A 13,140-nucleotide genomic window follows, 5' to 3' on the forward strand; every position below is an offset into this window, starting at 1 on the left:
GGTTTCCACACGGTCGTCGACAGGCGTGTTCCCAATCCGTGGAATGGAGCGCGTTGTCGACGACCGTGTGGAAACCGGCGAGGGCTTCGGCGAGCGTCGGATCATCGGGTCGTGGCGTATCGCCATCCCCGTGGGGAGGATCGAGGGGGGGCATCGAGAGGATCGGGCGGCAACAGCCCGCCGTCCATGTCGTCGAGGGGGATGCCGTCGTCCTGATGATGGACGCCGTGCCGCTGGTGGTAGGCGTCCATGGGACCGAGCATCATCCGGCCCGCCTCACGGGTGGGAATCAGCGGTCCGGACGATCCCTCGCGCATCAGATGATTCGCGTATTTGACGCATGTGTTCGACCAGAAGAACAGCACGTTGCGACCGTCGGCATCACGCTTCTCCTCGTCGATGCGCTTCAACACGCCGTCGAGTGCATAGGACGGCACTCGACGGCGCCGCATGACGGACGATTCGGATGCATCGGACGCGCCGGGCGCCGCATCCCCATGCCCGTCGGCCCATCGCCGGCGCAGTTCGTAGAGCACCGCGCCCACATGCTTGCAGTATGGCGTCCGGTGATACGGACAGGTGCATGCGGCCGACATGACATCACCGGCGTCGTCGATACGGACGTCGACGTCATAGGAGTCGGCCTCGTTGCCGGAGACCTGCGCGTGGAACAACGACGGCGCGACGCTCTCGATACGCCCCACACGGCCGTCCTGCCAATAATCGTAGGCGCGTTCGAGTATCCACGGTGCGTCGTCGAACATGGACTCGAACTCGTATAACGCGGGTTTCGCGGGAAGACTCATACCTCGAGTGTAGCCGCGAAACCCGCATGCCGGGGTCTGGTCCCGGAACCGGTCAGGCCTCTTCGTGCCAGTGCGGGTTCTGGCCGAACGTGTAGCCCTCCGGATTGTCCATCGCAGCGATGTCGCGCATGTCCTGCTCGTCGAGCGCGAAGCCGGTCAGGTCGAGGTTCGCGCGCTGGCGTTCGCGGTGCATCGACTTCGGGATGGCCACGTCGCCCAGCTGGATGTGCCAACGCAGGATCGCGGCGACGGGGGAGACGCCGTGCTTGGCGGCGATGCGCGTGACCGTCGGATCCTTGAGCATCTGGTTGGCGCGTCCCAGCGGGCTCCACGCCTCGGTGATGATGCCGTGCGCGTCGTCGTAGGCGCGCTGCTCGTTCTGCTGGAAGAACGGGTGCAGCTCCACCTGGTTGACCGCGGGCGTCACTCCGGTGGCGCGGATGAGCAGGTCGATGTGGCCGGGCAGGAAGTTGCTCACGCCGATATGCTTGACGATGCCCTGCTTCTGCGCGTCGACGAGCGCCTGCCAGGCCTCCACGAACTGGCCCTGCGACGGGTTCGGCCAGTGGATGAGGTACAGGTCGATATAGTCGAGGCCCATGCGCGCTACCGACTCCTCGATGGTCTCGCGCGCCTGGTCGTACTGGTGGTGGCGTCCGGGCAGCTTCGAGGCGACGATGATGTCCTCGCGCGGCACGTCGGATTCGCGGATCGCCTTGCCGACCACGCCCTCGTTCTCGTAGTTGAATGCCGAATCGATGAGACGGTAGCCGACCTCGAGCGCCGACTTGATCGCCTCCACGCCGGCGAAGCCGTTCACCTTGTACGTGCCGAAGCCGATGGCCGGCAGTTCCAGTCCGTCGTGCGCGCGGCGCACTGGGATGGCGGGAGGATCGAGCAGTGTTGCCATGATGGTTCCCTTCGTTGGTCATATGGTCGTATGGTGCGGGCGGGGCCGCCGCATCCTCATCAACTCTACGCGCGTCCGCCCGTCTGTGCCCCGGGATTCGCGACACGCCGAAACTGGTGCAGTTTCCGGTAGATATCTACCGGTTTCCGATTCACCTGGTGATGATGGAGGTCAAGGAGGTACCGACATGAGGCACTTGGACGGATTCTACGAGTTGTTCGACCCCAAGGTATACGACCGTGGCCACGCATATTACGATGCCGGTAAGGTCGATCATCCTGTGGAGATTTCCGAGGGGCTCTGGCATGCCGTGGTGCGTGGTTCCGAGGATTATCAGGTCGATGTGAGGCTGCGCCATGGCAAGGTGGTCTCGGCGGCGTGCACGTGTCCGTACGGACAGCGCGTAACCTACTGCAAGCATGTCGCCGGCGTGCTGATCTCCCTGGACGAGAGCCTGCGGCGTGAGGATTCACTGGATTCGTTCCCGCGCGAGGCGTCATTCTGCGTCGACTGGTATCTGATGAAGGAGTTCCCGACCCGCAAGAAGCTGAAGGAACTGGATTGGCGAACGGTGCGTATCCTTCTTGAGCGTTTATGCAATCCTCAGGACCTCGACGGGATGTTGTTCCATGAGGGAATACGGTTGTCGCGGGCACAATCCGAGATGATTGATGAGGATGCCGTGTCGAATGATGCACGGTCGCGTGACGAGAGACATCGTGCACAGACGCGTGCTAGAAGGAACGAGTATGAGCCGAGGACACGGACGTTATTTGAGGAATATGAGGACGGTTACCGGAAAAAAGAACGTGGAAACCGATTCCGGAAAGACCCCTTGGCGAATATCCGGCTCTTGGTACCGGGGCTGATGCCGACGCGCCTGAACGAACTGCCCCATGTCTGGCTGACGATTCTGGAGGCGGCATACGAGCACCTTCATGACGAAAAAGGGTTGCGGCACCTGTATGCGTACTACATCCTCATCGCTCAGACCGACCCGGAAGCCGTGTACGTGGAGAGACTGCGTCGCATCAGTGGACGGCATTGGAACGAGGATCGTGACATGATCACGGCATTGCACAGGAAACGTGACCGCATGCCGCGCTGGGCGCCGGTGAATCCCGCATACGAACGGTTGCTGCGTGAGGAGCGTCTGCCCGATGAGGCCTTCAACTACGCGTTGACGAAATCTCCGGACGTGATGATCCGCATGTTGGATGTCATTGCGGGGGATTCGGAGAAGGCCCAGTGGGCCGAGCAGTATTTGCGCAATACGCTGCTCGACCCCGACTCGGTACTCTATGAATCCGATACGGTGGAGTCGGCCGCTCGCGTGGGACGGTGGATCCGCAGAAGCGAGACCGTATATGGCTATGACGAGGCGCGCGCACTCGTCGCGGGGATTCTGGACATGTTCCCGCGGCGAAAGAAGCTGCACGACGAACTGTCCGAATATCTTTCCGGAGAACAGGACGGCGAGCAAGGACGCGAATCGATGTCCTCGGATGAGGGAGACGACGATGGAAAGCGATGACAGGACGGATACGCCGCGCATCATCGGCGATGGCGCCGCGGGACGTAAGATTTATGCGTACGTCTATGACCATTTCGGAGGGCACGCGCTCACACGAGACGAAACCTCGGATTACAGCATGATCACCGACGTGCGTGGGTGGCGGTGGATTCGCGATTTCATGCAGCGTTTGCTCGCCATGGACGACGGGCTCGAAATCGCCGTCTGTGCGAGAACCGCGCGCGAAACGAGTCAGCTCTTCGCGGAATGCCATTGCGGGCAGGAAGACGGACAGGTGAATCCGCCGATACTCAATCCTCCCGATATCTGCTGGACTTGGCTCGAAGCCTCTTATGAACGTCTCGGCGACGTCGAAGGCCTTTGCCGACTGTACGCATACCGGATCATCACGGATTCCATCGACGGTAGGATCCGGACGGAGGACGAGCAGCGGGCCCACGATTCATGGTACGTACGCAAACTGCGTGATCTCGCCGGAGACGCTTGGAACGATTATGTCCTCCGCATCATCGATCTGCAGGAGCGATACCATGGCGATCCCATGTTTCATGGGCGGAATCCCGCATACGAGGCGCTGCTCAGCCAAGAGATGCTCAGCGATGCGGCGTGGAAATACTGCAAGGCAAGATGTCGTGATTTCCGCGATGACAAAGTCATCGAACGCCTGTTCGCAGTGATGGCGCATACGCGAGCCGAGGATTCGTGCGATCTGTTGCTGGAACCATTGCACGACGCGGACTCCGACCTGATGCGCTCCGACTCGGAACGGAACGTCGATCGCGTATGCTCCATACTCCGACTCGTGGCCGGGGCAGCGGGCTCCGGCAAAGCGCGTGACGAGATCGACCGGTTGCTTCGCATGTACAGAAGCCGCAAATCCCTACGTGTCGCATTGGAGGGACTGCGTGACGAATTCGACATGAAAGGAGAGTGACGATAATACGAAGTATGAGCATGAGAACGGACGACAAAGAGATGGCATACGACCCGTTGAAGATCGCCATCGCGCAGTTCGCGGTGGCGAAAGAGCCGGGCGCGAACCTTGAGACCATCGAGGGGTATGCGCGGCGTGCGGCGGAAGACGGCGCGCGAGTGCTGCTGTTGCCGGAAGGACTAATCGCACGCGACGACGGGGATCCGTCGTATACGGCACGCATGGCACAGCCGTTGGACGGTCCGTTCGTCACGGGACTGCGCCGCATCGGCGAGCGGCATGGCATCACGCTGATGGGCACCGTGCACGTACCGGCGGACGCTCCGGACACCGTGGGCGCGACAGCCCGACGGGTATCCAACGTGTTCGTCGTCATCCGTGATGGCGAGATTATCGCGAGCTACCGCAAACTCCACTTGTACGACGCGTTCGCGGAACGCGAATCCGACACGGTCGAACCGGGCGACGCGCTCCCTCCGATCGTGGATGTCGACGGATGGCGCATCGGCGTGATGACCTGCTACGACCTGAGATTCCCCGAGACGGCGCGCTCGCTTGCCGTGCGCGGCGCGGATGCGATCGCGGTCTCGGCCGCATGGGTGCGTGGCCCTCGCAAGGAACGGCACTGGGAGATCATGACCGCCGCCCGCGCATTGGAGAACACCTGCTATGTGCTCGCATGCAGCACGACGGGCGCGAGGACCATAGGCCTGAGCCGCGTCATCGACCCGCTCGGCGAGGTCGTCGCGGCGGCCGGACCGCAGCCGGCGCTCATCACCGCCGAACTGCGCCGCGACGCGCTCGCCGTCGCGCGCCGTTCGCTCCCCGTCCTCGCCAACCGTCGTTTCGCCGATCCCGCACTGGCGTAGGCGCCGGTCCAGCGGCCGCCACCCGAATGCTCAGTTCCTCCCATCCGACGGCATGTCGAGCGGCACGGCGCGCGAGGCGCCGGCGGCATGCTCGTGGAACCAGTCGACGATGCGGGTCTCGCTCACCGGTTCGAGATTCCACGCGTCGAGACCCACGTTGAGCGCTTCCGGGCGGGCTCCTTCGGGTGAGAGCTGATGCGTGTGTCCGTAGAGCAGGCGGCGGCCGTCGAACGGCAGCGCCTTGTCGCGGAACCGCACGGCGTCGTCCGGCCAGCCGTAGGCGAGATCCTCGCGGTACGGGAAATGCGACAGGTTCACGGTCTCGACCGCGTCCGGCCGCGCGGAGTCGAGCCCGTCGAGGTCGACCGTGCCGTTCGGCTCGATCGATGCGAACAGGTTGCGGGCGGGACGGTCGTCCAGCCACCAGTCGTCATGGTTGCCGATCACCGCGTGCAGATGCCGGCAGCGCAGCTGCCTCAGACAATCCTTGAGATGGTTGACGGACGTGCGGAACCCGATGTCGCCGAGAATCCACAGCTCATCGTCCTCGCCGACCAGCCGGTTGATGTTCGCGACGACGGCCGCGTCATGCGCGTCCGTGTCGGCCGCCGTGTGGAACTTGAGCCGTGAATCGTCGAGCACGACGCCCTTCGCCCAATCCTCGGCGGCCTTGCGCCCCTGGGCGGCAAGCAGCGCGGCATAGTGCTCGCGACCGGGATCGAACCTCGTGAATCCGCGCAGCACGCTCACCAGCGGATGTCCGAAATGCGTGTCGGTGGTGAAATACCTCATATGCGTGTTCCCTCCTCGGACTGCATTATCGTACCGATGCCGGTCATGGAACGTCCCGGCGTGGAATGCCGGCTTTGAGCAGTTTCATCGTCAATGGTGTTCTTCGGATGACGTCGTCGTAGTTGAAATGGACGATTTCGCGTGCGCCGGCGCGTCTCAACCCCTCATCCCGGCGGCGTTCGTTCGCCACGATCTCGTGGATGCTTCGATTGTCGGTCATGTCGGGGTCGATGTATTTGCGTGTGCCGTCGTATTCGCCGACGACCGTCGTACCGTCCGCCAGCGTCCATACGAAATCGGCTCGGTATTCCGCTCCGGTCTGCGGATCCTTCACCGGCACCTGAAGGCGCGGCGTGGAGAATCGTTCCTCGATCATCGTTCCGCGTGCCAATGATTCCCCGCCGTTCTCGCTTTTCGCGTTCACGTGACGCAGCAGACGCAGGGCCGCGCGTGGATCGGCGTGCATCCGTCCGGTCGCGTCGAGCACATCCTCGGCGGTGGTCCCCTTGGCGAACGCCGAGTCGAAGAACGGCAGCGCGAAACGGAACTCATGTGAGCCGGCGCAGTCGAGCAGCGTCATGGCGGGCGGCAGCAGGAACAGCCCCGTCTCCTCGTGTTCGATGCGCGTCGTTGCCGGCTTCGACACATAGACGCGTTTCAGATGACGGTTGGGACGGTACGTGCCATGATCCGATGTGGCGATGGTCACCGAGCCGTCGTGCAGACACCATTGGTGTTCGAATCCGTAGGCGACCGCGGCGACGAGTCCACCGAACACCCATGTGCGATGGGCCTGCCCGAGCGTGCGGGCGATATGCATCGTGCGCTCCGGAGGCATCAGCCCGTTCCAGTACATGGTCTCGGCGTACAGCGATGGAATCCCCGGATAGACGCGCGTGAAATCGCCGGTCTTCGCGCGTCTGCGCAACGCCGCCTGCTCGGCCGCGTCGCGGGAATACGCGCACCTGCCTGCGCGCTGGGCATCCGTCATCAGCTTCGTCACCGTTCTATGCGTTCTCATGGTTCGACCGTAGCCGATTCGCGATCCATGGAAGTCCATGGATCGACCCTTGTGGTCGGAGCCCTGTTCTTCGGCGTGTCGGTTATGGGAATCGGCGGAATCAAGCCGATTCTCGCTCAAGGTGTCCGATGTGGATAACCGTACGGGGTCGGGATCCGGGTGAGGCCGCCATCCTCGCCGTAGCGGTAGCCGGGTATCATTGACGGCTCGCTGCAACAGGTGTGCCGTAACACAATAGGCGGTCGTACTGCAGCTGGCATGCCGGAGCGTTGCCGGCGGATTGCCCTCCTCTCCGTCGGTTTCGTGCCAAGGATGGCGCGGTTCCGCTGTTTGGAGGCCGCCCTGCGTCGTTTCCGTGCCATGGGTGGCAGAGAGGTGACGCCAGCAGGGGATTGGTCATCGGTTGCGTGCCATCCTTGGCGCGGAACCGACGGTGACGGCTCCTCCAGCGTCGCTTCCGTGCCACGTTTGGCGCAGCTCCGACGCCATGGGGCTTCCTAGCGTCGGAGCCGGCCAGTGGGTGGCGCGCATGCGACGCCGTTGGCGGGAAGCGATCGGAGGGTGATGTCTGGCGATGGGTAGGTGGGGGTACCCAGTGATGAATGGGGCGGAAGAAATGTCCGGCGATGAGAGGACAGGAGGGGCCGGCGATGAGCGGGTAGGAGTGTCCGGCTATGTGAGGCAGCGTGGACACGGAGCGCACCCGGCGATAATCGGCAGGTGCGGACATGGGGCGCGCCCGGAGATGAGCGGGTAGGAGGGGGTGCGGTTTGGATGAGGGGTGGTGCGGATACGGGGTGCGCCCGGCGATGGGGCGGCCGGTGCGAATCCCGGATCCGTTCGGCGGTGAGCGGGCGGCGAACGGATGGCGCATGACGGCAGGGGGTCGGCTATCATTTGTGGGGTTTGGGCATGTGAAGGCCATACAGCCGGCATAGAAGAACAAGCAGGAGCAACAGGAACCATGTCATTCGAGCATCCGAACAGGGACAACGAGACCATCCAGGACGTCGAGCTGGACATCATGAGCCGTCCGCCGGAGCACAACACCACGAACCTCGATCTGGACCGCATGACCCTGATGCTCGACGTGCTGGGACATCCGGAGGAGTCGTTCCGCGTGATCCACGTGACCGGCACCAACGGCAAGGGCTCCACCGCGCGCATGGCCGAGGCGATCTGCCGCGCCTACGGCATGCGCACCGGCCTGTACACGTCGCCGCATCTGGAGAAGATCAACGAGCGCATCGCCATCGACGGCCAGCAGCTCTCCGACGACGATTTCATCGACGCGTGGGACCAGATCAAGGACCTCGTCGCGCTCGTCGACCGGAAGATGGAGGAGCAGGGCAAGCCGCGCATGAGCTTCTTCGAGGTGCTCACCGCCATGGCCATCTGGAAGTTCGCCGACGCCCCGGTCGACGTGGCCATCGTGGAGGTCGGCATGGGCGGCGCCTGGGACGCGACCAACGTGCTCGACGCGGACGCCGCGATCATCGGCCCCGTCGACATGGACCACATGAAGTGGCTGGGGAACACCGTCGAGCAGATCGCCACCGAGAAGGCCGGCATCATCAAGCCCGGCTGCACCGCCGTCATCGGCCCCCAGCCGCACGAGGAGGAGGTCATGCCGATCATCGAGGCGGCCGCCGAACGCAACCACGCGAAGCTCGTGCGCGACGGCTACGAGATGGAGGTCGTCAACCGTATGCCCGCCGTCGGCGGCCAGGTCGCCACCCTGTCCACGCGGCTCGGCACGTACACGGAGGTCCCGATCGCCAAGTTCGGCGAGCATCAGGCGCACAACGCGCTTTCCGCGCTCGCCGCCTGCGAGGCCGTGATCCCCGTCTCCGGCGCGTTGGACGGCGACATCGTCGCCGAGGCGCTCTCCAGCGTGAGGATTCCGGGCCGCATCGAGCAGATCCGCACCTCGCCGACGATCATCGTGGACGGCGGGCACAATGTGAACGCCGCCGAATCCCTGCGTGCCGCCATCGAGGAGAACTACCACTTCGAGCAGCTGGTCGGCGTGATCGCCATGATGGAGGACAAGCAGGTCGAGGAGTACCTCGGCGTGCTCGAACCGGTCCTGAGCCAGGTGGTCGTCACCGAGAACTCGTGGCGCGACCGCGTCATGTCCGCCGACGGTTTGGAGAAGATCGCCGTCGAGGTGTTCGGCCGCGACCGCGTCGTCAAGGAGCCGGAACTGCCGGACGCGATCCAGACCGCCGTCAACATGGTCGACGAGGCGGACGAGCTGGGCGTCGGCTACGGCCACGGCGTGCTCATCTGCGGCAGCTTCGTCACCGCCGGCGACGCCCGCGAGATGCTCGAGGAACATGCGAGCCCGATCATGAGGAAGGCGATGAGCATCCACCAGCCCGTCGTCGAGCCGGACGACGGGGACGCGGCCGATGCGGCCGACTCCGACGCGGACGCCGGCGACGACGTGCTCGGCGGCCTGTTCGGCGGCGAGGAGCAGCCCTCCGCCGATATCGACGCGAACACCGACGCGAACGCCGCCGACGATACCGCCGACAAGACCGAGTAAAGGACGACCAAGGGGTGTATCTCAAGGAACTGACGCTGCGCGGCTTCAAATCGTTCGCCTCGGCGACCACGCTGCGCTTCGAGCCCGGCATCACCGCCGTGGTCGGCCCGAACGGCTCCGGCAAATCGAACATCGTCGACGCGCTCACCTGGGTGATGGGCGAGCAGGGCGCGCGCAACCTGCGCGGCACGTCGATGGAGGACGTGATTTTCGCGGGCACGTCCTCCCGTCCGGCGCTCGGCCGCGCGCAGGTGAGCCTCACCATCGACAACACCGACCACGCGCTCGACATCGACTACACGGAAGTCACGATCTCACGCACGATCTTCCGCAACGGCGGCTCCGAATACGCGATCAACGGCTCGCCCTGCCGCCTGCTCGACATCCAGGAGCTGCTGAGCGACACCGGTCTCGGCCAGCAGATGCACGTGATCGTCGGCCAGGGCAGGCTCGACCAGATCCTTCGGGCCGACCCGGCCGGGCACCGCGCGTTCATCGAGGAGGCGGCCGGCGTCCTCAAACACCGCAAACGCAAGGAGCGCGCGCTGCGCAAACTCGCCAACACGGACGCGAACCTGCGCCGTCTCGACGACCTGCTCGGCGAGATCCACCGCCAGCTCGGCCCGCTCGGCCGCCAGGCCCGCGTCTCCCGCCGCGCCGACGCGATCAAGGTCACGCTGCGCGACGCCCAGTCGCGCCTCTACGCCGAGGACGCCGTCAAGGCGATGCGTCGACGCGACCGCGCGCACGAGGAGCTCACGGCCGTCCGCGGCGACCTCAACGCCCTGCGCCGCGAACTCGCGCAGGTCAAGGTGCGCATCGAACAGGTGGAGGCGCAGGCCGGCGAGGCCGATCCCGCCATCGAACGGCTCGACCGGTCCTGGCACGAGCTCACGCAGCTGAAGGAACGTTTCGGCTCGCTCGCGGCGCTCGCCGACGAACGCGGCCGCGCGCTGTCCGCCGCCGTCACGGCGGAACGCGGCGAGGACCCGGACATCCTCGACCATCGCGCCACGGAACTCGACCAGCAGGCCGCCGACGCGAGGGACGCGGAACGGGACGCGCGACTCGCGCTCGAACAGGCCACCGAGGCGCGCGCCGCCGACGAGCAGCGCCTCGCCGGCATGCGACGCACGATCGCCGAGATCGACCGCGCCTCACGCGAACGGGACGCGCGTGCCGCGCGGATGCGCGAGCTCATCGCGCGCGAGGAGGCCGCCGTCGAACTGGGGGAGAGCCGCGGCAAGGACCTCGCGGCGCAGCGCGAATCCCTGATCGCCCAGCAGCGTGACGCGCGCACGCGGCTCGCACGCCTGCGCGAGCAGGCCGAGACCGGCGGCGACGACGGGAACGTCGCGTTGGACGAGGCTCGTGCCGCGCTCGACGAACGCCGTACCGCCCTGGATGCGCTGCTCGCCGAACAGCGTGACCTCCAGTCCGCGATCATCTCGCTCGACGCCAAATCCGAGGCGCTGAAGGACACGCTCGAATCCCGCGGCGACGCCGGGTCGCTCGAATCCGATCCGGACGTGACCGTGCTCGGGCGTCTCGCCGACCTCATCCACGTGGCCGACGGCTGGGAGGAGGCGGTCGCGCACGCGCTCGACGGGTATGCGGGCGCGCTCGTCGTCCCCGACGACGCGGCCATGCTCGCCGCCCTGCGCGCCGCCCGCGAACGCCGGATCGGCAAGGCCGCGGTCATCAACGCGGGCGCCGCCATCACGGATGTCGCGGGAGCGCCGGCCGATGCCGCGGGAAACGACGCCGCGGAAAACGATGCAGCCGCCGGCGCGTCCACGCTCGCCGCGCTCGTCACCGCGAACCCCCAAGCCGCCGATCCGGCGCTCGCCGCCCGCGTCGCCGCGGCGGTGCGCATGCTGCTCGCCGACACGGTCGCGGTCGACCGGCTCGAGGACGCGCAGCGCATCCTCGCCGAAGGCAAGGCGGCCCGCGCCGTGACGCGCGCCGGCGACATGCTGGTCGCGCGTATCGCCGCGTCGGGTGGCTCCGGCTCCGCGCAAAGCGACCTGTCGCTGGCCGCACGCCGCGACAAGGCGCTGCGTCGGGCGAAGGAGCTCGCCGCACGGCTCGAACAACTGGAGCCCAAGGTGTCGCAGGCGCGCACCGCGCTCGCGCAGGCGTCGGCGAACGTCGACGCCGAGACCCGCCGCCGCACCGAGGCGCGGATCAAGGCCGAACAGGCGCATCGTGAGACGCGCGACGTCCAGACGCGGCTCGACGGCGTTACGCGAGAGATCGCACGTCTCGACGAGCGGCTCGAAGCCGCGCGCGGAGAGCGGGAGAACCATCGCACGCGGCTCGCCGACCTCAACGCCGCGCTCGCCGCGGAATCGGAGGGCGCGGCGGGTCGACAGGACGCCGCCGGTCTCGCCGAGCGCGCGCACGCGCTCGAGACGGCGCTCGCCACGGCCCGCGACCAGGAGGTCGCCGCGAAGATCGCGTGGACGGAGGCGAAACGCAGGGCCGAATCGCTGCAACGCCAGTCCGCGCTCCTGCACGTGCAGGCACGGGAGGCGCGCGAACGCCGCGCACGGCTCGACAGGCTCGCCGAGGAACGCCGCGAACGCGCCGCACGCGTCCGGGAGGTCGCGCGGAAGGCCGCAGCGGCGGCAGCGAAGGCGGAACAGGCGGTCGCGAAGGTCGTCGCCGAACGCGACGGGCTCAGGGCCGCGGCCGCCGGACGCAACGAGACGCTGCGCGACCTGCGCGAACGCCGCAACGGGCTCGAACCGAAGGTCGGCGGATTGGCGGAACGCGAGCACGCGCTCGACGTGGATCGCGAACGATACGCGGGCGAATATGCGCAGATCGAACGCAAGACGGGCGACGAACTCGGCATGAGCGTCGGGGAGCTCGTGGCGGAATACGGCCCGGACCGGCCGGTGCCGGTGCTCGACGAGCACGGCCGGCCGGTGCCGGTCGAGCATCCCGACGCCCCCGATGCGGACGGGACGAACGCGGGCGGCGCCGACGGGTCCGAGGCTTCCGCCGCGATCCGCACCACGCCGTACGTGCGCGAGGAGCAGGAGCGACGCCTCGACAAGGCGAAGCGCGACCTCGCCAAGCTCGGCAAGGTGAACCCGCTCGCCACCGAGGAGTACGAGGCGCTGGAGGAACGCAACCGGTACCTCAACGGGCAGCGCGACGACGTGGCCCGTTCACGCGACGACCTCATGCGGCTCATCCACGACCTCGACGCGACGATGGTCGACGTGTTCCGCACCGCCTTCGACGACACCGCCAAGGCGTTCGAACAGGTCTTCGCGACCCTGTTCCCCGGCGGCACCGGGCGTCTGCGGCTCGAACGCCCCGACGACCTGCTCTCGACCGGCGTGGTCGTCGAGGCGAGCCCCGCCGGCAAGCGCGTGAAACAGCTGAGCCTCCTGTCCGGCGGCGAACGTTCGCTGACCGCGTTGGCGCTGCTGTTCGCGATCTTCACCGCGCGCCCCAGCCCGTTCTACGTGATGGACGAGGTGGAGGCCGCGCTGGACGACGTGAACCTCACGCGCCTGCTCGACGCGCTGAACGACCTGCGCGAACACGCCCAGCTCATCGTCATCACCCACCAGCAGCGCACGATGTCGATCGCGGACGCGCTCTACGGCGTGACGATGCGCGCCGACGGCGTCACCGCCGTGGTGAGCCAGAAGCTCGACGGCGGCCTCGCCATCGCCGACTGACCGAAGACCGAGAACTGGGCGA

At 66.3% G+C, this 13,140-nt stretch carries 9 protein-coding genes; 5 read left to right on the plus strand and 4 right to left on the minus strand.

Annotation, left to right across the window (positions count from 1 at the left end):
* Nucleotides 1–101 precede the first annotated feature (101 nt).
* Nucleotides 102–764: an SWIM zinc finger family protein gene (locus Uis4E_RS06380; RefSeq protein WP_101622373.1), complete on the minus strand. Its 663-nt coding sequence runs from the start codon at nt 762–764 to the stop codon at nt 102–104.
* A 94-nt stretch (nt 765–858) separates the two neighbouring features.
* The gene (locus tag Uis4E_RS06385) at nt 859–1,707 is read right to left on the minus strand and encodes an aldo/keto reductase (RefSeq protein WP_101622415.1); all 849 of its coding nucleotides are present in this window, start codon (nt 1,705–1,707) and stop codon (nt 859–861) included.
* Between the two features lie 196 nt (nt 1,708–1,903).
* Here Uis4E_RS06385 and Uis4E_RS06390 point away from each other — a divergent pair, with 196 nt between their 5' ends.
* The 3 genes from Uis4E_RS06390 to Uis4E_RS06400 are packed head-to-tail and all read left to right on the plus strand — an operon-like array spanning nt 1,904 to nt 5,053.
* On the plus strand, nt 1,904–3,250 hold the full coding sequence (locus Uis4E_RS06390) for an SWIM zinc finger family protein (RefSeq protein ID WP_101622374.1): 1,347 nt from the start codon (nt 1,904–1,906) through the stop codon (nt 3,248–3,250).
* Nucleotides 3,237–4,184 (plus strand): hypothetical protein, encoded by a 948-nt coding sequence (locus tag Uis4E_RS06395; RefSeq protein ID WP_133125411.1) that lies wholly within the window; start codon nt 3,237–3,239, stop codon nt 4,182–4,184. The genes Uis4E_RS06390 and Uis4E_RS06395 overlap by 14 nt, the downstream gene beginning before the upstream one ends.
* 14 nt (nt 4,185–4,198) lie before the next feature.
* Complete coding sequence (locus Uis4E_RS06400) at nt 4,199–5,053, plus strand: nitrilase-related carbon-nitrogen hydrolase (RefSeq protein WP_243394391.1); 855 nt, start codon at nt 4,199–4,201, stop codon at nt 5,051–5,053.
* A gap of 30 nt (nt 5,054–5,083) precedes the next feature.
* Here Uis4E_RS06400 and Uis4E_RS06405 read toward each other — a convergent pair whose 3' ends face one another.
* Entirely contained in the window at nt 5,084–5,845 is a 762-nt protein-coding gene (locus tag Uis4E_RS06405) for a metallophosphoesterase family protein (protein ID WP_101622376.1), read from the minus strand.
* 43 nt (nt 5,846–5,888) lie between these two features.
* On the minus strand, nt 5,889–6,866 hold the full coding sequence (locus Uis4E_RS06410) for a hypothetical protein (protein WP_101622377.1): 978 nt from the start codon (nt 6,864–6,866) through the stop codon (nt 5,889–5,891).
* A 964-nt stretch (nt 6,867–7,830) separates the two neighbouring features.
* Between Uis4E_RS06410 and Uis4E_RS06415 the strand changes: the two genes are divergently transcribed.
* The gene (locus tag Uis4E_RS06415) at nt 7,831–9,417 is read left to right on the plus strand and encodes a bifunctional folylpolyglutamate synthase/dihydrofolate synthase (RefSeq protein ID WP_165784887.1); all 1,587 of its coding nucleotides are present in this window, start codon (nt 7,831–7,833) and stop codon (nt 9,415–9,417) included.
* A 14-nt stretch (nt 9,418–9,431) separates the two neighbouring features.
* On the plus strand, nt 9,432–13,118 hold the full coding sequence (gene smc / locus Uis4E_RS06420; RefSeq protein ID WP_101622378.1) for a chromosome segregation protein SMC: 3,687 nt from the start codon (nt 9,432–9,434) through the stop codon (nt 13,116–13,118).
* The last annotated feature ends 22 nt before the right edge of the window (nt 13,119–13,140 follow it).

This window comes from Bifidobacterium parmae (assembly GCF_002860365.1).
GTDB lineage: Bacteria > Actinomycetota > Actinomycetes > Actinomycetales > Bifidobacteriaceae > Bifidobacterium > Bifidobacterium parmae.

What these genes read in the sequence shown, in the direction of transcription:
- Uis4E_RS06395 (WP_133125411.1), top strand. Translation starts at nt 3,237, where the DNA reads ATGGAAAGCGATGACAGGACGGATACGCCGCGCATCATCGGCGATGGC.
- Uis4E_RS06390 (WP_101622374.1), top strand. Translation starts at nt 1,904, where the DNA reads ATGAGGCACTTGGACGGATTCTACGAGTTGTTCGACCCCAAGGTATAC.
- Uis4E_RS06400 (WP_243394391.1), top strand. Translation starts at nt 4,199, where the DNA reads ATGAGCATGAGAACGGACGACAAAGAGATGGCATACGACCCGTTGAAG.
- Uis4E_RS06415 (WP_165784887.1), top strand. Translation starts at nt 7,831, where the DNA reads ATGTCATTCGAGCATCCGAACAGGGACAACGAGACCATCCAGGACGTC.
- Uis4E_RS06405 (WP_101622376.1), bottom strand. Translation starts at nt 5,845, where the DNA reads ATGAGGTATTTCACCACCGACACGCATTTCGGACATCCGCTGGTGAGC.
- Uis4E_RS06410 (WP_101622377.1), bottom strand. Translation starts at nt 6,866, where the DNA reads ATGAGAACGCATAGAACGGTGACGAAGCTGATGACGGATGCCCAGCGC.
- Uis4E_RS06380 (WP_101622373.1), bottom strand. Translation starts at nt 764, where the DNA reads ATGTTCGACGACGCACCGTGGATACTCGAACGCGCCTACGATTATTGG.